Below are 26,895 nucleotides of genomic sequence, written 5' to 3'. Positions count from 1 at the left end.
CGGCCCCTTCAGCGCTGGATCAGGAAGTCGGTCGACACCATGGCCAGGGCCACGGCGTTCCGAACGCGGTTGAGGTTGAGCGCGGCGAGTTGGTCGGCCGTCGGCTTGGCGATCGTGGTCGTCGTCGAGTTGACGACGTCGATGATCCGCTTGGCCAGCTTGTCGCCCATCTGGCCGCCGAACAGCAGCATGTTGAGCCGTCGCGTCAAACGCTTGGCGTCGACCAGACCCTTGGCGTCGATCAGGGCCAGTTCCTTGGCGTAGGTCGTGGCGACGTCCTTGTTGCCCCAGTTCTGGTTCTGGACGTTGCTGAGGATCTTGTTGGCGTAGCTGGCGGTCGTCAAAACGTCCACGCCCTGGAATTCGGGCGCGACCTTGTTGGCCTTGGCGATCGCGCCGCCTAGGGGCGCAAAGTCCGGCATCCAGAAGTTGAAGACCGACGGCGCCATCAGCGGCGCCTGGTTGAACGCGGAGGCTGGGGCGAAGTCGTAAGGCGCGAGATAGTTCTTGGAGACAGACGAGGCGGAAAACGCTCGCAGGAAGGCCGAAAGCCGCAAGGTCGGCTCGCGCAGCTTGCCGTCGAAGTCGCCGAAGCTGCTCGACCACGCTTCCGCGTCGGACAGAACGGCAGCGATTACCGCCGTGAGGTTGCCGCGCGTCTTGGTTCCGTCGTCGACAAACACCTTGGCGACGCGCTCGATATAGGCGGGGCTGGGGTTGCTCTTGACGAAACGCTGGATCAGCCGTCGCGCGATGAACGGCGCGGCGTTAGGGTGGTTGGCCAGCGTATCGAGCGCGAACTTCAGTCCGGCCACCTGGTAGGCGCCCACGCTCTTGGCGGTCCCCGTCGGCGGCGTCCAGGCGCTATAGGCCGGAAAGGTCACGCCCAAGAAGGTCTTGGACAATTGCGAGTGATAGGCCGTGTAGGCCATCAGCGGCTTGATGTCGGCGTCAGTGTCGCGCGGCGTCGCGAAGGTCGAACTGGACGGCTTGGCCGACCAGAAACCCCAGCCTGTGAAGATCTTGGCCAAGCCGGCGATGTCGTCCTGCCCATAGGTCGGGATAGGTGCGCCCTGGGCGTCCAGCTTGGCCGAACCGTCCATATTGAGCTGATAGAGCCCGATGGACATCAGCTGCATGATCTCGCGGGCGTAGTTTTCGTCGGGGCGCCGGGTCTTGTCGGTATCGGCCTGGATGTTGCCGATGATGTTCAGATACATGCCCATGGCGGGCGAGAGCGAAACGGCTTCGATCAGGTCGCGATAGGAGCCCATCGCGCGGACGCGCAGCATGTCGAAATAGGCCGCGCCCATGCGCGCCGTGACGGTCGAGCCTTGGAACGACACCACGCAGATCTCTGACAGAGCGAAGGCCATCCGCGTGCGAAGCTGTTCGGGTCCGGCCAAAGCTGCAGCCCAGAACGCCTCCTGAAACTGACCGAAACTGGCTCTCGCCTTCTTCTTGGAGTCGGCGGTGTTGATCTCGGTGTCGCGCCGCACATACCAGTCGATGAAGTGAGTGGCGCTGAACTTCGTCTCGGCCTGGCTCTTGACCCAGGCCGCCGGCGTCAGACCTCGGGCCTCGGCCACGGCGTCCGCCGTCGCGCCAAACGTCGCGAGGTTGAGCAGTCTCGCGGCCTGCAGATCAGCCGGCGTCGGATCACCGGCCTCCGCGCCGTTCAAGACGCCGCCGCTGCCCGCGGCAAGGACGGCTACGGCCGCCGCCGCCGCCGTCGCAGCGATGACCGCTGCCGAAGTCGCACTGTTGGACGCGCCCGTGGCCATAAGGCCCTCCCCCGAATGCCGCCTGCCGGATCACTCCAACCGATGCGAGCGACGAATTTCTTAACGTGTAATCAAAACTGCCTTTTAACCGATAGTTCGCATCCGTAGCGCGACTCTCGGTCGCACCCGCGAAGAGCAAGTCCGAGCCGAAGATGAAGTCTAGAACGATGGGCCGAAAAGAATCCGTCGCGCTTTTGTGAATTATCCGTCGGATCGCGACGGAGTCGATGGCCTAGCGCGTGGGACAGCGACGCTTGTGCAGCGCGCCGGAAGCGCGTGATACTCGTGGGCGTGACAAGAGTGGGGGTTTGGTGAGCACTGCGGTTCGATCCAGCCGGGCTTGGGCCGGGGGCTTGGCCATGACGGCGACGCTGTTCGCCGCCCAGGCCAGCGCTCAGGTGCTTGAGATCGACGACCAGGGCGTGGTGCGTCGTCATGATGGCCCGGCGCAGTTTCTGGGCGATGGCGTCGCGCATCCCTTGACGGCGGCGCCCGCGACTCCTCCGAGCCGCCCCCGCCCTACAACGGCGCCCATTAGGCGACTTCTCGAGTCCTCGGCCCAGCGCTCAAGCCTCAGCCCCGACCTCCTTACCGCCGTCGCGCGGCGAGAGTCCGGACTGAACCCCAAGGCGCGATCGATCAAGGGCGCCGTCGGAGTCATGCAACTGATGCCGGGCACGGCGAAGGACCTGTCAGTGGATCCCACCGATCCTGCCGCGAATATCGACGGCGGAGCCCGTTACTTGAAAACACTGCTCGCCCGCTACGACGGCGACGTCATCAAGGCCTTGGCCGCCTATAACGCCGGCATGGGCGCGGTGGATCGTCATGGCGGGACGCCCCCCTTCCGCGAAACACAGGCCTATGTCGCCGCTATTCTCGAACAGATGGCCGAAGCCGTCGCGCCGCGCCCAAAGCCCTGATCGGAGCGTTTTCTTGACCCAGACTCGCCGCCTCATCTCCGCTTTGGCGCTCGCCGGCCTGGCCGCGCCGGCTCATGCCCAATCCGTGCAGGCCGACCCGGCAGGATCGGGTCCGCTGCTGGCGGCGCTGCAATGGATGCAAGGAACGCTGCTTGGCAATCTGGCGACGACCGCCGCCGTCATCGCCGTGGCCATCGTCGGTCTGATGATGCTGACCGGTCGCATCGACTGGCGACGTGGCGTCACCGTGATCGTCGGCGCCTTCATCGTGTTCGGCGCGGCGGCCATCGTGGCCGGAATCCGTAGCGTGGCTGCGGGGGTGCAATGAGCGCTCTCGGGTCCGATCCGGTGTTCGGGGCGCTCACCCGTCCTCAGATGGTGGCGGGCGTCACCTACAGCTACGCAGTCTTCAACCTGATTGTGACCGTCGAGGCCTTCCTGATCAGCAAATCCTTCTGGGCCCTGCTGATCGCCCCGGCCGTTCACGTGGTCGGCTATCTGGGCTGCCTGAACGAGCCGCGCTTCTTCGACCTCTGGATCACCAAGGTGAGCCGTTGCCCGAATATCCGTAATCGCGGCTTCTGGCAGGCCAACTCCTACCGACCATGACCGCGCGCTTTCTCAGCCTGGACCTTGGATCGCGCCTAGCCCCGCGCGAGGCGAGCATCGGCGATCGCCTGCCCTACGCGCAGCATGTCGATGACCTGACCTTGCGAACCCGCGACGGCCTGCTGCTGCAGGTGATCCAGCTGGAAGGCCTACCGTTCGAGACCGCCGACGATCAGGAACTGACCTATCGGAAGCAGATGCGCGAGATCCTGCTGCGCAGCGCCGCAAGCTCCCGGGTCTCGATCTACCACCACCTGATCCGGCGGCAGGTCGCGCCGAAGGCCGAGCCGGTCGACAGTGATCCGTTCAGTCAGGCTCTGGATCAAGCCTGGCGCGAGCGCCTGGACGGTCGGCGACTATTCGTCAACGCGCTCTACCTGACGCTGGTCAGCCGCCCTGCTCAAGGCAAGGTCGGCTGGCTTGACCGCCTGGCGCGCGCCGCGCCCTCCGGCGCCGCCGCCGAGGCCCAGGATCTGCGGCGCCTGCACAGCCTGCGCGAGAGCCTGGAATCAGGTCTGGCCACCTACGGCGCGCGCGCCCTCTCCAAGCAACGCGTTCGCGGCGTGGAGCGCTCGGAACCCTGCGCCTTCCTCTCCGAGATGCTGAACGGCGAAAAAAGCGTCATGGCCACGCCAACGGGCGATATCGGTCAGGCCTTGGGTGATCGCCGCCTCACCTTCGGCCTGGACGCCTTGGAGATCGGGGCGGGAGCCAAGCGCGGTCGACGCTTCGGCGCGATCGTGTCGCTGAAGGACTATCCGGCGCGCTCCGCGCCCGGGATGTTCGACGCCGTCTTCCGCCTGCCCGCCGAGATGGTGGTCGCGGAAAGCTTTTCCTTCCTTGACCGGCAGGCCGCTCTGGATCGCATGGGCCTGGCCCTGCGGCGATTACGGGCCGCCGAGGACGACGCCTTTTCCCTTAGGGATGACCTGGCCGCAGCGCGCGACGAGGTCGGAGCCGGCCGAGCGGTGTTCGGCGAGCACCACATGAGTGTGCTGGTCAGGGCCGATAGCCTTGCCGAACTGGACGCCAGTGTCGCCGACCTGCAGTCGGCGTTCAATGAGGCCGGCGCGGTCGCCGTCCGCGAGGACGTGAACCTGGAACCAGCCTTCTGGGCGCAGTTCCCCGGCAATTTCAAGTTCATCGCCCGCAAGGCGATGATCTCGGCGAGCAACTTCGCGGCCTTCGCGTCGCTCCACAATCATTCGCCAGGAAGAGCCGAAGGCGGTCCGTGGGGACCTCCGGTCAGCCTGCTGGAGACCACCGCCCACGGCCCCTACCACTTCAACTTCCACAATGGGGATCTCGGCAATTTCACAGTGATCGGCCCGAGCGGGGCGGGCAAGACCGTCCTGCTGACTTTCCTTCTGGCCCAAGCCAGGCGTTTCGATCCCCAGATCGTCTATTTCGACAAGGATCGCGGCGCCGAACCCTTCGTTCGGGCCATCGGCGGGCGCTACGATGTCCTACGGCCGGGTGAGCCCTCCGGGCTCAATCCGTTGCTGATGGACAACACTCCGGCCAACCGCGCCTTCGTCGCCGACTGGCTTGCGCAGCTTCTGGGCGGCGCCGAACGTCTTGAGGCCGAAGATCTGGCGATGATCGCCGACGCGGTCGACGCCAATTTTGACCAGCCCCCCCATAACCGGCGCCTCACCTTCCTGAGAGAGCTGTTCGTCGGAGCCCGACGTCCTCGCGCCGGAGACCTGGCCGCGCGGCTGCGCCCGTGGTGCGAAGGCGGCGAACACGCCTGGCTGTTCGACAATGCCCAAGACCGAGTGCGTCTCGACGAGCGCGCCTTCGGCTTCGATATGACCCGGATCCTCGACACGCCGGTCACCCGGACCCCGGCGATGATGTATCTCTTCCATCGGATCGAGCAGGCGCTGGACGGTCGGCCGACGATCATCGTGGTCGACGAGGGCTGGAAGGCGCTGGACGACCCGGTCTTCACCCAGCGGCTGAAGGATTGGGAAAAGACCCTCCGCAAGCGGAACGGCGTCGTGGGCTTCTGCACCCAGAGCGCGTCGGACGCGCTGGAAAGCCGGATCGCCTCGGCGATCGTTGAACAGGCCGCTACACAGATCTTTCTGCCGAACCCCAAGGCTCGCCCCGCCGACTATATCGATGGCTTCGGGCTGACGCCGCATGAGTTCGACCTTGTCCGCGCGCTGCCCGACACCAGCCGCTGTTTCCTGGTCAAACAGGCCGATCACAGCGCGGTCGCCCGCCTGGACCTGACGGGCCTGGACGACGTGCTGATGGTGCTGGCCGGCAACGAACGTCGTGTCCGAAAGCTCGACCAGGTCCGCGCCCAGGTCGGCGATGATCCAGCGGCTTGGCTGCCGCTTTACGTCTCCCCCCCGAGCGAGCGTCGCTGATGGACGTCTGCCCCGCTCCACCGCCAACCGCTGGCGTCATCCGTGGCGTCCTGTCGACGATCGACTGTCATACGCGAGTGTACGCGCAGAGCGGCTATGAGGCGCTGAACGGCCCGCAGTCGGTTTTCCCGACCGCCTTGACCCTGCTGCTGACGATCTACATCGCCCTGCTGGGCTATCGGATGTTGCTGGGCGTCGGCGCAACGCGCCTGACCGACGCGCCTCTGATCGCCCTGAAGATCGGCGTGGTGCTGTCGCTGGCGCTGAACTGGAATACGTTCCAGACGCTGGTCTTCGACGTGACCATGAAGGCGCCGCTCGAGCTGGCGCAGACGATCGGCGCGCCCGCCGCCGCGAATGGCGCGGCGCTGGTCTCCGATCCGCTGGGCGGATTGCAGGTGACCTACGACGAACTGGCCAGGAGCGCTTCGGCGCTGGGCAAACTGGCCGGGCCCAATCCTGAAGTTCTACGGGGCGGCGAAGCGGCGGCCGCTCAGGCGCTCTGGAAGGCCCAGACGGCGTTGTTCATGAGCACGGCGGGCGTCATGGCCATCGCGATCATCGCCGTAGGTGTGTTGTCCGCAACCGGCCCGGTCTTCATCGCCCTGGTGATGTTCGACGCCACGCGCGGCCTCTTCGAGGGCTGGCTTCGCGCGCTGCTCGCGGCGGCGTTCATCCCCATGCTCTGCTGGTCGGCGACCACCCTGCTGCTCGTGATTGTAGATCCGCTTCTCGTGCGCCTGGCGCAGGGGCGTCTGGCAGGAGCGCCGGACACCCAAGCGGCGGTGATGGTCTCGGCGGTCATCTTCATCTTCGCCGCCGCTCAGGCGGCCCTGACCGTCGGCGCCGCTGTGATCGCCGGCGGCTCCCAGCCTGGCGGCAAAACCAGGCGCAGTGAGCGCACGACCCGCCTGGAGCGGTCGTCTCCCTCCGCGCCGACGGCCTTGTCGCGGCCTGATCGCCTGGCCCAAAGCCTGCAGACGACGGCGAGCATCGCGAGCCGATCGTCCGATACCGCTATGTCGGGCCTTCCGACGCCTACGGTCGCCAGCGCGCTACGCGCGGTGACCGCGCTCCCCCGCGCCGAGGCGCGCGAAACCCCTCATCGGCGCGGGGCCTTCATGGATCACTATCGCAACCTGACCGGAGGCCCCCGATGACCCGGACGCGCGCCCTCCTCGGCGTCCTGGCGGCGCTCGTCCTGGCCGCCCCGCCCCTGGAAGCTCAGGCCGTGACGGACCAACGGGTCCGGATCGTGCGCTACGTGCCTGACCAGGTGGTGCGGCTGGACGCGACCCTCGGCTATGTCGTCACGCTGTTCTTTGGCGAAGACGAGCGGATCGAGAACGTGGCGATCGGCGACAGCCTAGGCTGGCAGATCACGCCCAACCGCCGCGCGCGGGTGCTGTTCGTCAAGCCCAACGAGCGCGCCGCGCCGACCAACATGACCGTGGTCACCAATCTGCGCAGCTATAATTTCGACCTTCGCGCGGCGGCGAGCACGCGCGCGCGCCAACCGGTCTTCTCGCTGCGTTTCGACTATCCGCCCCCCGCCCGGGCCATACTTGCCCCGCCCCCGGCGCCGCCGCCCCCGCCGGAGCCGCCGCGCGAGGTCAACAAGGCCTACAGCTTCAGCGGATCAGCGCTTGGACTGCCCGAACGGGTCTTTGACGACGGCGTCTCGACCTACTTCGTCTTCCCTGCGGGCGTCGACTACCCGGCCATCTTCGCCGTGGACCCCGACAACAAGGAGGCGGTCGTCAATATCGCCCAGCGCGACGGCTTTCTGATCGTCGATCGCCTCGCGGGGGCCTTCGTCCTGCGTCGGGGCGATCAGGTGACGCGCATCGTCAACGACGGCTATCGCGAAGCCGTCACCGCCACCACACTGTCGCCCCGCAAGACGCGCTAGGAGCTTCGGACCATGACCGCGCCTTCGTCCCCCTCCGACCCGGATCTCGACAGCCCCGTCCTGCGGTCGCTGGGCTATGGCCCCACCGCCGTCGGTCGCCCGCAATCGCCGTGGGGCCTGGCGCTTGGGATCGTGGGGATCATCATCTTGGGCATGGTGGTCTATTCTTCGCTCAGTCAGGCGCGTGAGGCGGCCGGACGGCCGCCTACCCAGACGGCGACCCCAGCCGTCGCCGTGACGCCGTCGACGCCGGCGCCGAGCATGCCCCCCATCGCCGTGGCCGACAGCGGCACCATGCAGCAAGGCCTGCCCCCCCGATCGGCCTGCAGGAAACGCCCGCTGCGCCGGGGGACGACACAGCGGTCCTGGACACGACAAACCGGCTGCGCGCCCCGGCCATGGTGGTCGATCTCGACGGCCGCCCCGCCCCGGCGGCTGGGGAGACGGTCGCCGCCATGCAGACAGCCGCTGAGGCCTCGCCAGCCCGTGCGACGGCTCGTCCGGCCAGCGAAGACAACAAGATGTCGGCCGAGGAACGCTTCGCCGAAAAGGTCGCCGGCAACAACGCCGACGCGGCCCGCGCCACCCGCCTTGCTGACGCGAGCCTCGTCGCGCCCCAGGGCACGGTGATCCCCGCGATCCTGGAGACGGCGATCAATTCCGACCTGCCGGGTTTCGTGCGCGCCGTGGTCAGCCGCGACGTGCGGGGATTCGACGGATCGACGGTGCTGATCCCGCGCGGGTCCAAACTGATCGGACAATACAAGAGCGGCGTCGCGGCCGGTCAGACCCGGGCCTTCATCGTCTGGTCCCGGGTCCTGACGCCGCAGGGCGTGTCGATCGACATCGGCTCGCCCGGCGCCGACCGCCTTGGCCGTGGCGGCCTTGATGGCGAGACCAACACGCACTTCTTCCGACGATTTGGCGCTTCGATCCTGCTGTCGGTGTTGAACGCCGGGCTGAACGCGGCGTCCAACAACGGCCGAGGCGGCGACAACACCGCCATCATCATCGGCTCGCCGCAACAAGCCTCGAACATCGCCTCCATCGCCTTGCAGCGGGAGATCGACATCCCCACGACGATCAGCGTCGCTCAGGGCGCGCCCATCCGTGTTTTCGTCGCCCGCGACCTCGACTTTTCCGGCGTGGTTCAGAAGGCGCGATGAGCACGGGCGTCTATCTGGCCGCCTATCTGGCGCCGCTGCGTGACTGGTTGGATCGACCAGACGTCACGGACATCTGGGTGAACCGGCCAGGCGAAGTCTGGATCGAGACGACCGGTGGCGCGACCTCGCGCGTGGCCGCGCCCGAACTGAGCGATCAAGCGCTCCAGCGTCTGGCCCGTCAGATCGCCGCCGCCAGCCACCAAGGCGTCAGTCGCGAGCAGCCGCTGCTTAGCGCCAGCCTGCCCGACGGAGCTCGGGTGCAGATCATCGCGCCTCCGGCCACGCGCGGTGATCTGGCCCTGGCCATCCGCAAGCACACGCTCAGCGATCTCAGCCTCAGTGACTTGGCGGTTTCGGGAACGCTCGCGACGCCCGCTGACGCAGGGCGAACCGACGGGGACGCAGCGCTGAGAGTCCGCCTGGACAACGGCGACATTGAGGGCTTCCTGCGCGCGGCGGTGAAGGCGCGCAAGACGATCGTCCTGTCGGGCGGCACCTCCTCGGGCAAGACCACGCTGCTGAACGCCTTGGTCAAGGAGATCCCGCCGCACGAGCGTCTGGTTCTAATCGAGGACGCGCCCGAAATTCAGCTCCGGCACGAGAACGCCGTCGGCCTGATCGCCGCGCGAAGCGAGACGGGCGAAGCCCAGGTGGATGCGGAGGATCTTCTTCAGGCCAGTCTGCGCATGCGGCCGGATCGGATCCTGCTGGGAGAACTGCGCGGACGGGAAGCCTTCGCCTTCCTCCGCGCGGTCAATACCGGCCATCCCGGTTCCATCACCACCGTCCATGCCGACAGCCCTCAAGGCGCGCTCGACCAGATCGCGCTGCTCTCGCTCCTGGCGGGCGTGGACCTGGGGTGGGACACCGTCCGGAATTACGTGCGGCAGGTCGTGGACGTCGTCGTCCAACTCAACCGGGTTGAAGGCGCTCGCAAGGTGACTGCGGTCGAAATGCTGTCACGGTAGGACGGTCAGGCGAGATCGCGCATCGCGCATGCGATCCGCTCGGCTTCCGGGCCGATGATGAGGTGCAGGGTGTCTTCCGCGACCCGCGTCACCCCGCGCACGCCGGCGGCGTGGACGGCGGGTTGGTCGATGTTTGCGGGGTCGAGGACGACGATGCGCAGGCGGCTGGAGACGGCGGCGACGTCGCGGAGGTTGCCTGGGCCGCCGAGCGCCTGGACCAGACGTTCAGCCTTGCTCCTGTCGGCCTCGGAGGGCGATGGAGACGCAGCAGGAGCCGCCGGGGCCGCGAGCCTTGCCGCTGTTGTGGGCGATGGGCCTGCCCCGCCGGTGGCGATGGCGGCCCGGATCTCGCCGGCCACGGTGTCGGCGATGGGGCCCAGCACCACCTGCAGGGCCTTGTCGGAGGGCTTGACCACCCCGCGCGCGCCCAGCGCCTTGAGGGCGGGCTCGTCGACCTGGCCCTGGTCGTTGACGATCAGGCGCAGGCGGGTGGTGCAGGCGTCGACGCTGACGAGATTGGCCGCGCCGCCCAGGGCGACCAGGAAGTCGGCCCCGCGTCCGCCCCCGGTGGTGACGGTCTCGATGGAAGGGCCCGCTTCGTCCTCGCGCCCGGGGGTCTTCAGGTCGAACCGGACGATCGCGAACCGGAAGACGCCGTAATAGATCGCGCCATAGACCAGCCCCACCGGGATCAGCAGCAACGGGTGCGTGGCCTTGTTGAAGTTCAGCACATAGTCGAACAGGCCCGCCGAGAACCCAAAGCCCAGCTTGACGTCGAGGATGTTCATCAGGGCCATCGACAAGCCCGTCAGCAGGGCGTGGATCGCATAGAGCGCCGGCGCCAGGAACATGAACGTAAACTCGATCGGCTCGGTCACGCCGGTCAGGAACGAGGTCAGGGCCAGCGACCCCAGCATCCCCGCCACCGCCTTGCGGCGCTCGGGCCGCGCAGTGTGCAGCATGGCCAGGCACGCGGCCGGCAAGCCGAACATCATCACCGGGAAGAACCCGCTCATGAACGCCCCGGCCGTCTTGTCGCCGGCGGCGAAGCGGTTGAGGTCGCCGGTGACGCCGTTGAAGTCGCCCAGGATGAACCAGACCACGTTGTTGAGGATGTGGTGCAGGCCCGTGACGATCAGCAGGCGGTTGAGCAGGCCATAGACGACGAGGCCCAGGTTGCCCGACGCGGTGACCAGGCCGCTCAGGCCATCGACGCCGGCCTCCAGCGTGCTCCAGAACGCGCCGAACAGCAGGGCCAGGACCACGCCGGCCAGGCCCGCCACGATCGGCACGAACCGCCGCCCGCCGAAGAAGGCCAGATATTCCGGCAGCTTGATGGTGCTGTAGCGGTTATAGAGCCACCCGCTGATCACGCCCGACAGGATGCCCACCGGGATCGACAGCTTGCCGATCTCCTTGGCCTTCCAGGCGGCCACCGCCAGATCCTTGGCCCCCTCGACGGCCTTGGCCGCCACCTCGGGCGGGGCGACCATCAAGACCTCGACGCCCTTGGTGGCGATGACGTAGCAGACCACGCCCGCGAGGCCCGCGGCCCCATGGTTCTCGCGCGCCAGGCCCACCGCCACGCCGATGGCGAAGATCAGGCCAAGGCTGCCGAAGATCGCCCCGCCGGCCGCGCCGAAGGTGTTGGCCACCGTCAACGACACGCCGTGAGTCATCGCCGCGAGCGCGGGCGCGCCCAAGAGGTCCGGCTGGCCGATGCGAAGCAGCAGCGCGGCCACCGGCAGCACCGCGATCGGCAGCATCAGGGCCCGGCCAAGCGGCTGCAGGACTTCGAGCGGAGACTTCATCGGCTCAGGCTCCCCGGGACGCGTTCAAAGGGTTTTGGACCAGCGCGCGCACCGCCTCGGGGGAGGTCTGCGTCAGGGCCTGCGCCGCCAGGGCCCGGCAGGCCTCCAGCGACAGACCCCTCACCCTGGCCTTCACCTCCGGCGCGATGGACGCCGTGGCCGACAGCTCGGTGACCCCCAGCCCCAGCAGCAGCGGGGTGGCGTCCAGGTCCGAGGCCAGGCCGCCGCAGACCCCGACCCAGCGCCGGTGCTGGGCCGCGCCCCGGCAGGTCTGGTCGATCATCCGCAGCACCGCCGGATGCAGGGCGTCGACCCCGGCGGCGAGCTCGGGATTGCCGCGGTCCATGGCCAGCACGTACTGGGTCAGGTCATTGGTGCCGATCGACAGGAAGTCGGCCTCGGCGGCCAGCAGGTCGGCGGTGACGGCCGCGGCCGGGGTCTCGATCATCACGCCGAGCGCCACCGGCTCGGTGATCCCCAGCTCACGCTTGGCCTCCTCCAGCATCGTGCGGACCGCCCGCAGCTCATCGAGGCTGGCCACCATCGGGACCATGATCTTGCACTGACCTTGCGGCTGGACCCGCAGGATGGCGCGCAGCTGGGCCTTCAGAAGGTGCGGCCGCCACAGGCTGACCCGCACCCCGCGCAGGCCCAGCGCCGGGTTCTCCTCGGCTGGGATCGGCAGATAGGGCGCGGCCTTGTCGCCGCCGACATCCAGGGTGCGGATGATCAGGGGACGGCCGTCCAGGGCCGAGGCGATGGCCTGGTACTGGCGGGCCTGCTCGTCCTCGTCGGGCGGGGTCTCGCGATCCAGGAACAGGAACTCGGTGCGCAGGAGGCCGCAGCCCTCGGCCCCGTTGGCCACGGCGGCCTGGGCGTCGGCGAGCGAGCCGGTGTTGGCGAACACCTCGATGCGGACCCCGTCCAGCGTCACCGCCGGTTCGTGAGCAGCGGCCTTGGCGGCGGCCTTGCGTTCCTGGCGCTGGGCCAGGGCCGTCTGGGCCGCTTCCAGGGCCTTGGCGTCAGGGGCCACGCGCAGGGTCGCGGCGTCGGCGTCCAGGATCAGGGTCGCCCCGTCCTTGACCCTCGACAGGGCCCCGCCCAGGGCCACCAGCGCCGGAACCCCCATCGCCGCAGCCAGGATGGCCACGTGCGAGGTCGGCCCGCCGCGCGCGGTGGCCAAGCCGGCGACGACGCCGGGGTCCGCGCCCATCAGTTGCGAAGGCAACAGCTCGTCGGCCAGCAGGATCGAGCCGGGGGCCAGCGCCGCGCCAGTCTCCTCCTCGCCGCTCAGGGCGCGCAGCACCTGGCGTTCGAGATCGATCAGGTCGTCGACCCGCTCGGCCAGGCGGCGATCGCCCAGGGCTCTGAGGGCCTCGACATAGCCGCCGACCGCCTCTCGCCAGCCAAAGCCCGCGCTCTTGCCCGCCGCGATCGCGCGGCGCGCGCCGGCGACCAGTTCAGGATCGTCCAGGAAGGCCAGGTGCGCGGCCAGGATCGCCTTGCGGGCCTTGTCGCCGGTCTCGGCGGCCTTGCCGATGCGGACGCGGACGCGCTCCAGCGCCGTCGTCAGCGCCGCCTCTTCCTGGGCCAGGCCCTCGCCGGCCTCGCGCACGACGATATCGGCGCTGGCCAGGCGCACGGCCTTGCCAATCGCCAAGCCCGGCGCGGCCAGGACGCCCTTGAGCACGCCGTCGCGCGGCAGGTCCAACGGTTGGGACGGTTCGGTCGGGGCGGGCGGGATGGATGGAGGGATGGGCGAAGCCTGGGTCCTGGCGGCCTCCGGGGCGCCTTCCCCCATGCCGCCTTCGATCAGCTCGGCCAGGGCCGCCACCGCCGCCGGGGCGTCCGCGCCTGCGGCCAGGAGCGTGATGGCGTCTCCATGCCGGATCGCCAGCGCCATCAGGCCCACCGGGCTCCTGGCGTTGGCGCGACGCTCGCCAAGGACAATCGTGATCTCCGCCGCGAACGCTCGCGCGGCCTCGGCGATGCGGGCGGCGGGGCGAGCATGGATCCCATGGACCAGGGGCACGAGGATCTCGCGGGCGATCTCGTCGCCCGTGGCGGTCGGGGCGGCGGTGGGGGTGGCGCGCCCCTCGATCGGCGACAGCGCCATCAGGAACCCGCCGACCCCGATCTCGCGGTCCTGGTCGCGGCGGACGATCTTGAACGCCTCACCGTTGGTGATCACCACCGGAGTGATCAGGCTGCGCGCCCGTTGCGCCAGCAGGTCAAGGTCAAAGCCGATCAGCGGCTCGCCCGCCTTCACCGCCTGGCCTTCCCGCACCAGGACCTCGAAGCCCTCGCCGTTCAGCGCCACGGTCTCCAGGCCGATATGCATCAGGATCTCAGCGCCGTTGTCCGCCCGCAGCGTCACCGCGTGCCTCGCCCGGTGCACCGACACCACCACCCCGTCGCACGGCGCGTGCAGCACCGAGTCCAGCGGATCAATCGCCAGCCCATCGCCCAGCATCCGCTCCGCGAACACCGCATCCGGCGCCTCTTCCAGCGACGAGACCCAGCCCTTCAGGGGCGCGGTGAGGACGAGGTTCGACACGATCTACGCTTCCTCGAAACTAGGGCGCGGGCTTGAGGGTGACACGCTCGATCACCCAGAAGGGATCGAGGGTCTTGGACGTAAAGGTCAGGCAGAGATCGGCTTTCTCCGCTCGCGCAGGCAGACGGCCGGCGATGGTCGAGAGACCGGGATTGCGCGCGACGTCGCCCAGCGGGATGGCGGCGATGCGCTCGCCAGAGCAACCCAAACGCACTTCCAGTTCGCCACCGGTCGTAGCGGGCGGACGCAGCGGGATCTTGTCGCGATCCTTGCCGACCTGGAAGTTGAACGGAATCTGGGTGACGCGGGCGCTGAGCACCGCGCCCTTGTCGAGCCGCGCGCCTTCCCAGATCCAGCAGGGATTGAAAATGTCGACCATCATCATCGGACGCTTGTCGAGCGCGGCTGGCGCATCGTCGATCATGGTCAGCGGCACTTGCTGAGTGCAGAGCTTGAGCTGACCGCTCGTTCGCGTTTGGAGAAGATCCGCCGAAACCGTCCACGACCGCTCACGGCCCAGGGATTGGCCTTCGACGAAGGTCCGCGCCTTCAGCACCGCGCCGGTGGGCAGTTCGAGGGGGGCGGCATAGGTCAAAGACGTCGCTGTCGGCGCCTTGCCATCGGTGGTGTAGCGGATCTGACCCACGCCGAGGCCCGTCGACAACGCCACACGCGTCTTACCGCCCTCGCCCTCCGAAAGCGCCGGCTGGGGCTCGAAGGGAACCGGATTGGCGGCTACGCCCAGGATCTTCAGCCGCGCCATCTCGGCGGGAAGGCGCTTGGCGAAATCGCTCCAGCTGGCGTTGGCTTCCGACGACCACGCGCGCTCGGCCAGCGCCACAGCGCGCGGGAAGGCCATCAGCAGCATGCGCTGGTCGGTCTGCATGTGCTCGGTCCAGACATTGGCCTGGACGCCGAGGATGTGCCGGCGCTCGTCCGGCGTCAGCTGCGCCGGCGCGGGGTCGAAAGCGTAGACATCCTTCAGGCTGGAGATGTGGCCGCGTCCTGTGGGCTCCTCGGCCGAGGCGCTCTGGCGGTTGTCGAAATAGAGCACCGGATGCGGCGACAGCACCGTGTCATGGCCCTGTTTGGCGGCGGCGATCGCGCCGTCGATCCCGCGCCAGGACATGACCGTGGCGTTGGGCGCCAGGCCGCCCTCGAGGATCTCGTCCCAGCCGATCAGGCGACGGCCACGCTCCTCCAGCGTCTTGCCGACCCGCTGGATGAACCAGCTTTGCAGCGCGTGTTCGTCCTTGAGCTCCAGTTCCTTGATCTTGGCCTGGATCTTCGGGCTGGCCTTCCACTGGTCCTTGATCGCCTCGTCGCCGCCGATGTGGATGAACGTCGACGGGAAGATGTCCATCACCTCGTTCAGCACATCGTCGAGGAAGGCGAAGGTGGCGTCGTCGGTGTTGTAGAGCCAGGGGAAAATCCCCCAGTCACCCATCTTGCTAGCGTCCGGTGGCGCGGTTCCCAGCTGCGGATAGGCGACGATCGGCGCCAGGGCGTGGCCCGGGGTCTCGATCTCGGGGACGATGGTGATATTGCGCGCAGCGGCGTAGGCGACCAGCTCCCGGGCTTGATCCTGGGTGTAGAAGCCGCCGTACCTGGGATAGTTCACCGCCGCGCCAGGATCGCGCCGCCAAGCCGCGATGTCTGTCAGCTTCGGATACTTCCTGATCTCCAGCCGCCAGCCCTGATCGTCGACCAGATGCCAGTGGAAGGTATTCAGCTTATGGGCGGCCATCGCGTCGATCACCGCCTTCAGCGTGTCGAGCGACTGGTAGTGGCGGGCGCTGTCGACCATCAGGCCGCGCCAGGCGAAGCGCGGCGCATCCTCGATGGCGGCGGCGGGAAGCGCGACAGGCCCCTTGGTCTCGTCCGGAGTGACCAACTGCCAGAGCGACATCGCGCCGTAGAACAGGCCGGCGCGCTTGGCGGCGGCGATGGTTATTCCCTCTGGACCGATGTCGAGCTTGTAGGCCTCGCCCGCAGGCCCCTCGCGCGTCAGGACGATCGCGCGCCCGCTCGCCGGCCCCTCGACGACCCCAGGGCGGAAACCTCGTGAGCGCTGAATGAGGTCGGCCAGTTGGACAGCCACGCCCCTGGCCTCGCCATCACCCTTGGCGACGTGGATGCGGATGGCCGGCGACACGGTAAAGGTTCCTTCGGTGCGAACGACCATGGCGGGCGCCGGCGTGATCGTGAGGCTTTCGGCGAAGGCACCGGTCGCAAGCGCGGTCAGCGCGAACGCCGAAACGGCGGCGATGCGGAGCGGGGTCAAGATCACGCAGCCTCGCAGGGAAGGTCTTGGACGGCCGGCAAAAAGCGGGCGGGACGACCGGGTCGCCCCGCCCCAGCTCCATGCTTGCAGTCAGGAGGGGTTGGATCAATGCGCAAACATTGGAGGCTTCGACGGCGCCGAAGCCTCCGGTCGCTGAACGCCTTAAAACGCGACGTTCAGCGTAGCTTGCAGCTTACGGCCCGTGCGGTAGACGCCGCGCGGCAGGGCCGTGGTGTTGGCGTAGGCGTAGTACTCGCTGTCCAGCAAGTTCTGGCCCGAGACCGACATCGTGATGTTCTTGGTCACGGCGTAGCCCACGGTGGCGTCCAGCGTCTTCGAGGCCTTGACGAACATGTCGTCGCCGCGATCGACGCCGGTGAAGTACTTCGAGCGCCAGGTGAAGGTGGCCCGGGCCGAGAACGGACCGTTCTCGTAGAAGGGGCTGAGATTGACCTGGTTCTTCGAGCTGTAGGGCAGCGGCGCGCCCGACTGGCCCGAGGCGTCGGCGTAGGTGTAGTTGGCCAGGAGACCAAAGCCCATGCCGAAGGTCTGCTGATAGGCCAGCGCCAGACCCTTCACCTCAGCCGAACCCGCGTTGAACGGACGGCTGATCTGATAGGTCGTGACCTTGCCTTGCGACTGGTTGAAGTACGATTCCGGCTGAGTCCGCTGCAGGATGTAGTTGGAGATGTCCTTGTAGAACACCTCGGCCGATAGGATCGCCTGAGGCTGGAAGTACCACTCGGCCGAGGCGTTGAAGTTGCTCGACTTATAGGGCTCCAGCGCCGGGTTGCCGCCGCCGCCCGTCAGGATGCCGTCGGACAGCCAGAAGTAGTTGGTCATGTCCGAATAGTTCGGACGCGCGATCACCTGCGCCGCCGCGAAGCGAAGCACGAGGTCCTCGCGGGCGTCGACGATGATGTTCACGCTGGGCAGGACGTTGTCGTAGCTCTTCTTGGTCGACTGCCAGGTCCAGTCAGCGGCCTTGTTGCAAGGCGCGCCCGGCTTACAGACGTAGCCGGCGCTGTCGACCGAGGTCTTCACGTAGCGGACGCCGAAGTTACCGCGCACGTTGTCGGCCTTGAAGTTGGCCTGGGCGTAAAGGGCGTCGATATCTTCCTGGATGTTCCAGTTGCCGGCCGTGAACTCGGCGGCGGCGAAGATCGACGGCTGGGGCATGGTCGCGCCCGCCGCCAGCCACTTGCCGCTCTGGACATAAGACACCATCGAATTGCCGTCGATGCGGAAGCGGTTCTGCATCTGGGTCCCGACGCCGTCGAAGCCCTTCAGATAGTTGCTCGGCACGGTCGAGGGATTGAAGGACGAGGCGGGAGCGGCGACGCCGGTGATGGCGATGCCGGCATACCGCTGGCCGGTCTGGTGTTCACGACGCTTGTAGCCGACCTGCACACGTTGGATGACGCCGTCGAAGTCCTTGCCGAAGTCGAACTGGGCGTACTTTTCCTCATCCGAGGTGGGCTTGCTGACGAGGTTGCCGCTCCAGCCCGGATCAGTTGCGAAAGCGGCCGGGTTGCCCATCACATTGGTGGTGTAGGTCAGGCTGCCCGGGCTCTTTGGCGCGCCGCTGATGTCGACGGTGTAGCTGGCCCAGTTCAGGAACTCGAGGAACACCTGACGCTTGGTGCCGCCGTCGGCGCTCGACTTGCCGACCTCGCCGTTCAGGTCCCAGCCGTCGCCCTTGTAGCCGCCCTTCAGGTGGAAGGTGTCGGACTTCAGCGAGGCCTCGCGGTACTGCACGTCGAGCACGCTGAGCGCATTGTTGAACGAAGCCTTGGAGACGACGCCGTTGTTGACGGTCAACCCCGTCAGGGCGCCGAGGCTGTTCCAGGTGTTGCCCTGGAAGGCGTACATCGACTGGTTGGTGTTGTCGTAGTCGGCGTCGACCTTCAGCCAGTTGAACTCCAGCGAGAGCTGGTCATTCGGCTTGTACTGCAGCGATGTCGTGTAGGTCGTGCGCGTGCGGCCCTGCTCGAAGTACGAAGCGCCAAAAGCGTTCGGGCTACGCGCATTGAGGTTCGCCGTCAGGGTGCTGGCGCACGAGCCGACGCAGCCCTTGGTGCGGGAGTCGACCGGATTGTCCGGGTTGCCGCCGGCCCACTGATTGGCCGCGATCGTGCCGTAGGTCTCGACGCCGTCGCGACGCAGCTGGTCTTCGGCGCGCTGCACCGAGAAGCTCGCGCCGAAGGTGCTGTCGGCGTTCTTCCAGCTGGCCAGCAACGAACCCTGCAGATCGCCCTTCTTGGAGCGATCCGTATAGAGATAGCTCACCGCGCCGGCGATCGTGCCCGACTTCAGGTCCAGCGGCTTGCGGGTGTTGACGATGACCGTGCCGCCGATGCTGCCTTCGTCGATGCGCGCTTCAGGCGACTTGTAGACGTCGACCTTGCCGACGATCTGCGGCGCAAGCAGGGCGTAGTTGAAGGTGCGGCCCGGAGAGTCGAGGATGAACCAGTCTGCCGAAGCGACGGTCTGGCCGTTGAGCAAGGTGCGATTCAGCGCCGGGTCGGTGCCCAGGATGCTGACCTTCTCACCTTGACCAAAAGCGCGATCAACCGTGACGCCCGGAACGATCGTCAGCGCTTCAGCGACGTTCGTGCTCGGGAACTTGCCAACGTCCTCCGCAGTCACGACGTCGACGATGGCGTCGGCCTTGCGCTTGGACTCTATAGACTGCAGCAGCGAGGCGCGGATGCCGGTGACGACCACCTCTTCCACCTGATTGCCGCTGCTCTGCGCCATCGCCGGCGCGGCGATCATCACCACGATCACGCTGGCGGACGCCGCCAGGACGGATTTACGGATAGTCTTCATACTCGGCTTCTCCCCATTATGCCGGGCCCACCGGACCTGGATCAGAAATCCAATTCCAATGTGATACCAATTTTCTGGGAGGCTCCGCAGAAAGTGATACTTCTCAGGCCTCGGAACGCGACTGTGACGGAAATTTCTCGAATGACAAGGCCAAAAAGAAACCAATTGCAGACCAAGTTGTTATTGGTATGAGAATGGTTCTACACCGCCGAGACCGCAGAGAGCTTGAGCAAGGAAGGGGGATGCAATGACGTTTGCCGAGCGAATTGGCCGCCTGAACGCCGCCGACGATCATGCGCCCTTGTACCGGCAGCTCCAGCGCGCGCTCCGGGACGCGATCCAGAAAAAGGTCCTGGCCCCCGACGACGCGTTGCCCGCCGAGCGTGACTTGGCCGAGGAGTTCAGCATCTCGCGCATCACGGTGCGTAAGGCGCTGGACGGCCTGGTCAGCGAGGGCTTGCTGACCCGCCGCCAGGGCGCCGGCACCTTCGTCGCCGCGCGGGTCGAAAAGAGCTTCTCTAAGCTGTCATCGTTCACCGAAGACATGATCTCGCGCGGCCGCGTGCCTCGCAGCGAGTGGATCAGTCGCGGCGAGGGACAGGTCACGCCGGAAGAGTCCCTGACGCTGGGCCTCTCGCCCGGAACGCCGGTCTATCGCTTCGCCCGGATCCGCTATGCCGACGGTGCGCCGATGGCCGTGGAGTATACGACGATCGCGGCGTTCGCCCTGCCCTCCACGGACGCTGTCGGCACCTCGCTGTACGAGGCGCTTGAAGCCACCGGCCATCGCCCGGTGCGCGCGCTGCAGCGACTTCGCGCGGTGCTGTTCCAGGCCGAGCAGGCCGACCTTCTGGGCGTGCCCGTCAAGGACGCCGGCCTGCTGATCGAACGCCGCGGCTTTCTCAAGGATGGGCGAGCGGTCGAGGTCACCCAATCGTACTACCGCGGCGACGCCTACGACTTCGTCGCGGAACTGAACGCCCTGTCCTGAGTACGACCAGAAGACCGAGGAGTAGAGCTTGGAGGCGACTGCCTTGACCCGTCCTGAGACCCCCGCGCCCACGGGACTGTCGCCCGAGTCCACCCGCATGTTCCACGAGGCGGGCGAGGCCGCCTCGGTCGCCGCTCGTCAGTTGACCGCGAACAGGGCCCGGATCGAGGTCCTGGCCCAGCGCCTGCGCGCCAAGCCGCCCCGCGTCGTCGTCACCTGTGCGCGCGGCAGCAGCGACCATGCCGCCACCTTCGCCCGCTATCTGATCGAGACCAGGGCGGGGGTTTTGACCTCGTCGGCCGGGCTCTCGGTCAGTTCGGTTTATGACGCCTCGCCCAACCTGGACGGCGCGCTGGTCCTGGCGATCTCACAATCGGGAAAGAGCCCTGACCTGCTAGCCGCCGTCAGGTCCGCCAAGGCGGCGGGCGCCTACGCCGTAGCGCTGGTCAATGTTGAGGATTCGCCCCTGGCGGAGCTGGCCGACGCGGTGATCCCCCTGCACGCCGGTCCCGAGCTCAGTGTCGCAGCGACCAAGTCCTACATCGCCGCCCTCGTCGCGGTGACTCAGTTGATTGCGGCGTGGACGGCGGACGCCGAGCTCGCCTCGGCGCTTGACGGGCTTCCGCGCCAACTCGCCGAGGCCTGGGCGCTCGACTGGTCTGTCGCCGTCGAGCGACTACAGACGGCCTGCAACCTCTATGTTCTCGGTCGCGGCGTCGGCTTCGGCGTGGCGCTGGAGGCGGCGCTGAAGTTCAAGGAGACCTGCGGCCTTCATGCCGAAGCCTTCAGCGCGGCCGAGGTTCTGCATGGCCCCATGGCCCTGGTGAAGGATGGCTTCCCCGCCCTGGTTTTCGCTCAGAACGACGAAAGCCGCGCCAGTGTCGACGCCATGGCCGCTGACCTCCGCGCGCGAGGCGCAGAGGTCCTGCTGGCGGGCTCCGGTGAACCGAGCGCAGGCGTTCTGCCGGCTCTGTCCAGCCATCCAGTGCTTGAGCCAATCCTGATGATCCAGAGTTTCTACCGCATGGCCAATGCGCTGTCGGTCGCACGCGGCTACAATCCCGACAGCCCTCCCCATCTCAACAAGGTGACCGAAACCGTCTGATGCTGGCAGCTCTGGTCAATGGCCGCATCCTGACGGAAGCTGGCGTCGTCGAAGGCAAGGCCGTCCTGGTCGAGAACGGGGTCATCGCGGGGATCGTCGCGTCGCGTGAGATCCCCACGAACGCCCAGCATCGCGACCTTGAGGGCGGCGTGCTGGTTCCTGGCTTCATAGATACCCAGGTCAACGGAGGTGGCGGCGTCCTCTTCAACGATGCGCCGACCGTCGAAGCCATCTCGGCGATCGGGGCGGCGCACCGGCGCTTCGGCACGACAGGCTTTCTACCCACGCTCATCAGCGACGACCTCGCCGTTGTCGATCAAGCGATGCGGGCGACAGAAGAGGCCATCGCGCGCGGCGTGCCTGGCGTCCTAGGTCTTCACATCGAAGGCCCGTTCCTGAATCCGAAGCGCAAGGGCATCCACGACGCCGACAAGTTCCGGCTGATCGACGAAGATGCTCTAGCGCTGTTGTCGTCTCTGAAGCTTGGCGCCACCCTGGTGACCCTCGCGCCTGAGCGCACGACACCCGACATGATCCGACGACTGACGGATGCGGGCGTGGTCGTCGCGGCGGGCCATACCAATGCGCTTTACCCGACCATGAGGCAGGCCTTGGATCAGGGTCTTGCAGGCTTCACCCACCTGTTCAACGCCATGTCTCCCCTCACCAGCCGCGAGCCCGGCGCCGTCGGGGCGGCGCTGGAGAGCCAGGAGGCCTGGTGCGGGATCATCGTCGATGGCCGTCACGTGGACCCGGTGACACTGAAGATCGCGCTGCGCACGCGGCCGCTGGACCGCTTCATGCTGGTGACCGACGCCATGCCGACCGTGGGGATGGCCGACAAGCGCTTCAACCTTCAGGGCCGCGCGATCCGCGTCGTCGACGGCGTCTGCGTCGACGACCACGGCACGCTCGCCGGATCGGACCTGGACATGATCACGGCCGTTCGCAACGCGATCAGCCTGCTTGGACTGACGCTTGAGCAGGCGGTGATGATGGCCAGCCAAGCCCCGGCGACCTTCTTGGGCCTCGGCCAGCGGCGTGGACGTATCGCGTCGGGCTACGCGGCCGACCTTTGCCTGCTGGATGATCGCCTGGAGGTCGTCTCGACCTGGATCGACGGCTTCGAGGCCTGACTCGCTCCACCCGGCACAAAAAAGGGCGCTGACCGTGAGGTCTGCGCCCTTTTCTTATTTAGCCTTCAGAGCCGTGGAAGCTTAGAACTTCCACTTCACGCCCAGATAGTACTGACGGCCGTAGTGCACGTACTCTTCCGAGATCATGCGGGTCGAGTCGTCGACCTTGCTGTCCTTTTCATCGGTCAGGTTGATCATTTCCAACGTGACTGTGAAGTTCTTGAAGGCGTAGCTGATCTGGCTGTCGATGTTCAGCGTCTTTTCCTTGATGCGGACATCGTTGTTGTTGGTCGCCGACGGGGCCACCTGGATCAGGTACGGGTCACGATACGAGGCCGAGACGCGCGCCTTGAAGTTGCTCTTCTCGTAGTAGAGCGTCGCGTTGTAGGCGTCGGGCGACAGGTTCACCAGCGGCTGGGTCAGCATCACGGCTGGCGTGACCAGGACGCGCGGGGTCCCCGAATAGACCGGGTTGGCGATCACGTACTGGATGTCGCTCTGCACGTGCGTGTAGTTCACGATGCCGCCGAAGCCGTCGAACGGCGCCGGCAGGAACGAGAACGGACGCTGCAGCGAGATTTCGTAACCCTTCAGCTTGCCGCCAGGGGTGTTGATCTGGGTCGTCACCGTGAACAGCGTGTCGGGCGCATTGCCGTTCGACAGCAGACTGTCGGGCAACTGGGTTTCGGCCCACGGCACAGCGACCGACGAAGTCTGGATGTAGGACTTGATGTCCTTTTGGAAGAAGCCGACCGAGAACAGCGTCTCCTTGTCCGGGTACCACTCGAAGCTCAGGTCCAGGTTATTGGACAGCATCGGGTTGAGGTCCGGATTACCGCGAGTGACGGTTTGGGCCGACTGGCTGATCGCGCTGTAGCCCGGCGACAGGTTCGGCAGTTGCGGACGCGTCATCACCTTGGCGGCCGCGAAGCGGACGAAGAAGTTCTCGAGTGGTTGCGCCGAGATGTTCAGCGACGGCAGGGTATTGGTGTACTGACGCTTGACCGTCTGCACCGCATCGATCGGCACGCGCTGGCTGAACGTGCCGCCCAGCGTCGTGACGGTCTGCGTCGTGTTGCCGGTGCTGTAGTGGCCAGTCGCTTCCTGCTCGGTCTTGACGTAGCGAACGCCGAAGTTGCCGCGCACCGGAATGTTGAAGACATCGTAGTCGAAATCGCCCTGGATATAGAGCGCAGTGTCCTTTTCGGTGATCGCCCGCATCGCGCCCAACTGGTTCAGGACGCTGAGACGGAAGTCGCCGTTGGCGTTCACGCAGTTGCAGTCGTAACCCAGCTTCTGGCGCAGCTTGTCGAGGTCGGGAGCCAGCCACGATGTCGGCACGCCCGCAGGAATGTCCAGGCCGCGACCAAAACCGGTAATCACACGCGACACGTCTGCAACGGTGACGCCGGGCGGAAGGCCGAAGGCGGCTTCGTTGGTGAACGTCGTCGCGGAGTTGCCGGCGAGAACGCGGGAGTTCAGCCGCTTCTCCCACGAGCTGAAGCCGTACTCTTTGTACTTCGCACCATAGCGCAGCTTGAAGCCATCGAGGATCTGGTAGTCGACGTCAGCGAAGAAGGTCTTGAACGTATTGACCGCCTTGCTCGGACGCATGCGCAGCAGCGAAGCGTCGCCCAGAGCGTTGCTGGCGCTGTAGACGTAGTTGGCCGGGTTCGTCGGATCAAAGCCGTAGTTGAAGTTCGGCAGCTTGTCGTTGGCCGAGTAGTCGTAGCTGTAGTTGTCGCTGTCGTAGCGCTCGAAGGAGAACGTCGTCTGTTCCGGGTTGTCCTGGATCGAGCGCGACTGGCCGTAGCCGAGCTTCAGGTTGCCGCCTTCACCGAACTTGGTGTCATAGGTCAGGGCGAACTGATTGAACTCGGTCTTCAGCGTGTCGTGGCGGTACTCGGTGCGGACATCGACGTCATCGAAGGTGCCCTTGATCAGAGTGCCCTTGCCGTCGGCCGTGAAGTTCACGACGTCGGTCTGCGGCAGGCCCGCGCCGCTGCGGCTGAACGAGATGATTTCCAGATAGGTCTCGTCGCGATTGTTCTGGAACTTGGCCAGCATCGCGTCGAAGGTCAGGGTCGAGCGGTCGTTCGGGCGCCATTGCAGCGAGCCGGTCACACCCAGACGCTCTTGATCGTAGTCCAGACGGCCGTAGCGCGGGATCCGCGGGTGCCAGAGATTGTTGGCGGTGCCCGAGGCGGCCGTGACGGTCGGGTTGGTGCCGCCCGTGACCGTGCCGATCTGGGCGCAGGTCAGGGCCGGGCCGCTAACCGGGTTGTAGGCCGCGCCCGTGCAGGGGAAGGCCGTCGAGGAGTTGAAGCGGACCGACGGGTTTTCCCAGCGGCCGGTCGAGGACCCCTCTTCACGCTGAGCACGGGTGGCGTAGGCGACTGACAACAGCGCGCCGATTTCGCCAATGCCGGTGTCCCAGCGGTTGCTGATCAGGAAGGTGTAGCGCGGGTCGCTCTTCCGCGAGAGATCGTTCCAGCCCACCTTGGCGCTGGCGCTCATCGTGAACTTGCTGAAGTCGAACGGACGGGCGGCCTGCAGGTCGACGATCGCGCCCAGCGAGCCTTCCTCGTTCATCGCTGAGGTCGACTTGCGGACGGTGACGCTGTTGAACAGTTCGGAGGCGAAGATCGAGAAGTCGAATTGACGGCCACGGTTGGCGCCGCCCGAACCGTCCTTGCCGCCCGTCGTGGCCAGGGCTTCCAGGCCGTTCAGACGCACGACGGTGAAGTCGGGACCCAGGCCGCGGACGGTGATGGTGCGACCTTCGCCGCCGTCACGGTCGATCGAGACGCCCGGCACGCGCTGCAGCGACTCGGCGAGGTTCAGATCGGGGAAGTCGGCGATGTCTTGCGCCTTGATGACGTCGACGAGGTCGTTTTCACGACGCTTGACGTCCAGGGCGTTGGCCAGAGAGGCGCGGAAACCGGTGACGACGACGGCTTCGACCTGATCATCCGCCGCGGCGGCCGGAGCGGTCTGCGCGCTCGCCGCGCCAGCGAAGGCCATCGCCAGCGCCAGGGCGCCGCCCGAGACGCCGTATTGCAGGGCGCGCACGCGTCCCTTGGTATTCTTGGACATAGAACCTCCTCCCGTTCGACCATTGGACGACGACGTCGCCGCCGCCTTGGCCTTCGTCTCGATCTCGCGTCCTTCCCACGAAATCGGCTCAGGCCTTGCAGTCTTCGCTTTTTGCCACCGGTGTCAGAAACAGATCTAGGTTTTTGACACCGGTATCAGACTGCTAACAAAGGCAGAGCCAACCGACAAGGCCACAATGCTGTCACAAGCCAAGAGACTGCGAACGCCGTTGCGTTTCCGACACAATGACTCGTGAGACGCGAGCGCTCAGCCCTCGTCCGGGCGGAAATGGCTGACCTGGTAGAGACCCTGAAGCATCGAATCGCGTTGCGCGGCGGGCAAGCTCGCGCCCACGCTGCGCAGAAGCTTCAACGCGTTGAGATGGACATCAACCGCGTCCCAGCGCCATGCACCCGCCTCGGCGCAGTTGTCCGCGAGGCCGCACAACGACATCGCCGCGCGATCCAGGCCGGTGCCGTCGACAAAGGCGCTGACATCGATGATGCGCGAGGCAAGGACGTAAAGGCTCTCGAACGACTCCGAGGCCCGTCCCTCCGCGTCCTTGCCAAATCGCGCCTCGATCTCGGCCAACGTCGAGTCCAGCGCAGCGATCGAGGCTTCGCGCAGCGATTCGACACCGGCCTCCGCCGCAGCGATGGCGTCCTGGGCGAGGATTCCCCCACGCTCCTTGATCATCTTGGCCAGGCGGTTCGGGGGGCGGAACTTGCGGACGGTCATATCTGCACCTTCGCTGGGCGCATCATGTTGCTGATCTCATCATCGGACAGGTTGGGCGTCTGCGCCTCGCCCACCTCCGCCGGAAGGTCGTCCTTGCGCCGGCCATCCGTCCCCGGTGGCGGGCCCATATGCTTGAAGCGACGGTCGGGACCAACGAACGTGTCGCACTCAATGAACGCGCGGTCCTCGCGCGCGACCCAGAAGATCCGCTCCAGCAGAACCTTCGGCGTGATCGGCTTGGCCACCACATAGTTGGCGCCTGCATCGCGGATCTTGAAGATCTGGGAGGTCCGCGTGTGGCCAGTCACCAGGATGACCGGGATGAAGCGGTTGGTTTCGCCACCCTCGCGTCGCAGCCACTCAATGAACTCGATGCCGTCGGTGACAGGCATCTGAACGTCGCTGATCACCAGATCGAAGGTCTTGGTCCTGATCAGGCCTTGGGCGTCGGCGACGCTCTCGGCGCGGTGCAATTGCTTGACGCCGAAGCCGGACACCACCTGGGACAGAATATCCAGCGATGGGCCGTTATCGTCCAGCACAAGCACCGTCGCCCGTTCGAGATTGATCCGGGTCGAGGGAAGAAGGGCGTCTGTCATCGG

The 26,895-nt window shown here is 66.7% G+C and carries 19 protein-coding genes and 1 pseudogene; 12 read left to right on the top strand and 8 right to left on the bottom strand.

Annotated elements, in window-relative coordinates:
• Positions 1-8: 8 nt before the first annotated feature.
• Complete coding sequence (locus tag CSW63_RS03590; protein WP_062094446.1) at positions 9-1,784, bottom strand: DUF1800 family protein; 1,776 nt, start codon at positions 1,782-1,784, stop codon at positions 9-11.
• Between the two features lie 359 nt (positions 1,785-2,143).
• Between CSW63_RS03590 and CSW63_RS03585 the strand changes: the two genes are divergently transcribed.
• The 8 genes and pseudogenes from CSW63_RS03585 (at position 2,144) to virB11 (ending at position 9,743) form a co-directional block, all read left to right on the top strand.
• Positions 2,144-2,707 carry a lytic transglycosylase domain-containing protein gene (locus tag CSW63_RS03585; RefSeq protein ID WP_082749384.1) on the top strand — a complete coding sequence of 188 codons (564 nt, stop codon included), beginning with the start codon at positions 2,144-2,146 and terminating at the stop codon, positions 2,705-2,707.
• A 13-nt stretch (positions 2,708-2,720) separates the two neighbouring features.
• Positions 2,721-3,035 (top strand): TrbC/VirB2 family protein, encoded by a 315-nt coding sequence (locus CSW63_RS03580; RefSeq protein WP_062094444.1) that lies wholly within the window; start codon positions 2,721-2,723, stop codon positions 3,033-3,035.
• On the top strand, positions 3,032-3,316 hold the full coding sequence (locus CSW63_RS03575) for a type IV secretion system protein VirB3 (RefSeq protein WP_062094442.1): 285 nt from the start codon (positions 3,032-3,034) through the stop codon (positions 3,314-3,316). Before CSW63_RS03580 ends, CSW63_RS03575 begins: the two co-directional genes overlap by 4 nt.
• A complete protein-coding gene (locus tag CSW63_RS03570) occupies positions 3,313-5,697 on the top strand; it encodes a VirB4 family type IV secretion/conjugal transfer ATPase (RefSeq protein WP_062094441.1) in 2,385 nt (794 codons plus the stop codon). Before CSW63_RS03575 ends, CSW63_RS03570 begins: the two co-directional genes overlap by 4 nt.
• The gene (locus CSW63_RS03565; protein WP_062094438.1) at positions 5,697-6,857 is read left to right on the top strand and encodes a type IV secretion system protein; all 1,161 of its coding nucleotides are present in this window, start codon (positions 5,697-5,699) and stop codon (positions 6,855-6,857) included. Before CSW63_RS03570 ends, CSW63_RS03565 begins: the two co-directional genes overlap by 1 nt.
• Entirely contained in the window at positions 6,854-7,609 is a 756-nt protein-coding gene (locus tag CSW63_RS03560; protein ID WP_099502863.1) for a TrbG/VirB9 family P-type conjugative transfer protein, read from the top strand. Before CSW63_RS03565 ends, CSW63_RS03560 begins: the two co-directional genes overlap by 4 nt.
• A gap of 12 nt (positions 7,610-7,621) precedes the next feature.
• Positions 7,622-8,775, top strand: a pseudogene (virB10, locus tag CSW63_RS03555) (type IV secretion system protein VirB10).
• Positions 8,772-9,743 (top strand): P-type DNA transfer ATPase VirB11, encoded by a 972-nt coding sequence (gene virB11 / locus CSW63_RS03550; protein ID WP_062099864.1) that lies wholly within the window; start codon positions 8,772-8,774, stop codon positions 9,741-9,743. The pseudogene virB10 and the gene virB11 overlap by 4 nt, the downstream one beginning before the upstream one ends.
• A 5-nt stretch (positions 9,744-9,748) precedes the next feature.
• On the opposite strand, the gene nagE is transcribed toward virB11, so the two are convergent.
• From nagE to CSW63_RS03530, 4 genes are all read right to left on the bottom strand, one after another.
• On the bottom strand, positions 9,749-11,554 hold the full coding sequence (gene nagE, locus CSW63_RS03545; protein WP_099502865.1) for an N-acetylglucosamine-specific PTS transporter subunit IIBC: 1,806 nt from the start codon (positions 11,552-11,554) through the stop codon (positions 9,749-9,751).
• 4 nt (positions 11,555-11,558) lie between these two features.
• On the bottom strand, positions 11,559-14,114 hold the full coding sequence (ptsP, locus tag CSW63_RS03540) for a phosphoenolpyruvate--protein phosphotransferase (RefSeq protein WP_099502868.1): 2,556 nt from the start codon (positions 14,112-14,114) through the stop codon (positions 11,559-11,561).
• A 16-nt stretch (positions 14,115-14,130) separates the two neighbouring features.
• Positions 14,131-16,401 (bottom strand): beta-N-acetylhexosaminidase, encoded by a 2,271-nt coding sequence (locus CSW63_RS03535; protein WP_062095155.1) that lies wholly within the window; start codon positions 16,399-16,401, stop codon positions 14,131-14,133.
• Between the two features lie 156 nt (positions 16,402-16,557).
• Positions 16,558-19,227, bottom strand: coding sequence for a TonB-dependent receptor (locus CSW63_RS03530; protein ID WP_062095153.1), 2,670 nt, complete (start codon positions 19,225-19,227; stop codon positions 16,558-16,560).
• A gap of 123 nt (positions 19,228-19,350) precedes the next feature.
• Here CSW63_RS03530 and CSW63_RS03525 point away from each other — a divergent pair, with 123 nt between their 5' ends.
• Genes CSW63_RS03525 through nagA form a run of 4 tightly spaced genes read left to right on the top strand, consistent with a single transcriptional unit; the run spans position 19,351 to position 22,459 of the window.
• Complete coding sequence (locus tag CSW63_RS03525) at positions 19,351-19,419, top strand: hypothetical protein (RefSeq protein ID WP_127847007.1); 69 nt, start codon at positions 19,351-19,353, stop codon at positions 19,417-19,419.
• 55 nt (positions 19,420-19,474) lie between these two features.
• Positions 19,475-20,218: a GntR family transcriptional regulator gene (locus CSW63_RS03520; protein ID WP_062095151.1), complete on the top strand. Its 744-nt coding sequence runs from the start codon at positions 19,475-19,477 to the stop codon at positions 20,216-20,218.
• Positions 20,219-20,246: 28 nt separating this feature from the next.
• Positions 20,247-21,323, top strand: coding sequence for an SIS domain-containing protein (locus CSW63_RS03515; protein ID WP_082749415.1), 1,077 nt, complete (start codon positions 20,247-20,249; stop codon positions 21,321-21,323).
• Positions 21,323-22,459 (top strand): N-acetylglucosamine-6-phosphate deacetylase, encoded by a 1,137-nt coding sequence (gene nagA, locus CSW63_RS03510; protein ID WP_062095149.1) that lies wholly within the window; start codon positions 21,323-21,325, stop codon positions 22,457-22,459. The genes CSW63_RS03515 and nagA overlap by 1 nt, the downstream gene beginning before the upstream one ends.
• A gap of 81 nt (positions 22,460-22,540) precedes the next feature.
• Here nagA and CSW63_RS03505 read toward each other — a convergent pair whose 3' ends face one another.
• From CSW63_RS03505 to CSW63_RS03495, 3 genes are all read right to left on the bottom strand, one after another.
• Complete coding sequence (locus CSW63_RS03505) at positions 22,541-25,555, bottom strand: TonB-dependent receptor (protein WP_062095147.1); 3,015 nt, start codon at positions 25,553-25,555, stop codon at positions 22,541-22,543.
• Positions 25,556-25,822: 267 nt separating this feature from the next.
• Positions 25,823-26,293, bottom strand: a complete 471-nt coding sequence (locus CSW63_RS03500) for a hypothetical protein (protein ID WP_062095145.1) — start codon at positions 26,291-26,293, stop codon at positions 25,823-25,825.
• Positions 26,290-26,892 carry a response regulator gene (locus tag CSW63_RS03495; protein ID WP_062095143.1) on the bottom strand — a complete coding sequence of 201 codons (603 nt, stop codon included), beginning with the start codon at positions 26,890-26,892 and terminating at the stop codon, positions 26,290-26,292. The genes CSW63_RS03500 and CSW63_RS03495 overlap by 4 nt, the downstream gene beginning before the upstream one ends.
• Positions 26,893-26,895: the final 3 nt, after the last annotated feature.

The sequence above is a fragment of the Caulobacter sp. FWC26 genome (assembly GCF_002742645.2).
In the GTDB taxonomy this organism is placed as follows: domain Bacteria; phylum Pseudomonadota; class Alphaproteobacteria; order Caulobacterales; family Caulobacteraceae; genus Caulobacter.
The sequence above is the reverse complement of the archived record's forward strand: the minus strand, read 5'-3'. Positions and strand labels throughout refer to the sequence as shown.

Bases quoted from the DNA above. Each gene is read 5' to 3' on its own strand.
- CSW63_RS03590 (WP_062094446.1), bottom strand. From the start codon at position 1,784: ATGGCCACGGGCGCGTCCAACAGTGCGACTTCGGCAGCGGTCATCGCT.
- CSW63_RS03585 (WP_082749384.1), top strand. From the start codon at position 2,144: ATGACGGCGACGCTGTTCGCCGCCCAGGCCAGCGCTCAGGTGCTTGAG.
- CSW63_RS03575 (WP_062094442.1), top strand. From the start codon at position 3,032: ATGAGCGCTCTCGGGTCCGATCCGGTGTTCGGGGCGCTCACCCGTCCT.
- CSW63_RS03570 (WP_062094441.1), top strand. From the start codon at position 3,313: ATGACCGCGCGCTTTCTCAGCCTGGACCTTGGATCGCGCCTAGCCCCG.
- CSW63_RS03565 (WP_062094438.1), top strand. From the start codon at position 5,697: ATGGACGTCTGCCCCGCTCCACCGCCAACCGCTGGCGTCATCCGTGGC.
- CSW63_RS03560 (WP_099502863.1), top strand. From the start codon at position 6,854: ATGACCCGGACGCGCGCCCTCCTCGGCGTCCTGGCGGCGCTCGTCCTG.
- virB11 (WP_062099864.1), top strand. From the start codon at position 8,772: ATGAGCACGGGCGTCTATCTGGCCGCCTATCTGGCGCCGCTGCGTGAC.
- nagE (WP_099502865.1), bottom strand. From the start codon at position 11,554: ATGAAGTCTCCGCTCGAAGTCCTGCAGCCGCTTGGCCGGGCCCTGATG.
- CSW63_RS03530 (WP_062095153.1), bottom strand. From the start codon at position 19,227: ATGAAGACTATCCGTAAATCCGTCCTGGCGGCGTCCGCCAGCGTGATC.
- CSW63_RS03520 (WP_062095151.1), top strand. From the start codon at position 19,475: ATGACGTTTGCCGAGCGAATTGGCCGCCTGAACGCCGCCGACGATCAT.
- nagA (WP_062095149.1), top strand. From the start codon at position 21,323: ATGCTGGCAGCTCTGGTCAATGGCCGCATCCTGACGGAAGCTGGCGTC.
- CSW63_RS03505 (WP_062095147.1), bottom strand. From the start codon at position 25,555: ATGTCCAAGAATACCAAGGGACGCGTGCGCGCCCTGCAATACGGCGTC.
- CSW63_RS03500 (WP_062095145.1), bottom strand. From the start codon at position 26,293: ATGACCGTCCGCAAGTTCCGCCCCCCGAACCGCCTGGCCAAGATGATC.
- CSW63_RS03495 (WP_062095143.1), bottom strand. From the start codon at position 26,892: ATGACAGACGCCCTTCTTCCCTCGACCCGGATCAATCTCGAACGGGCG.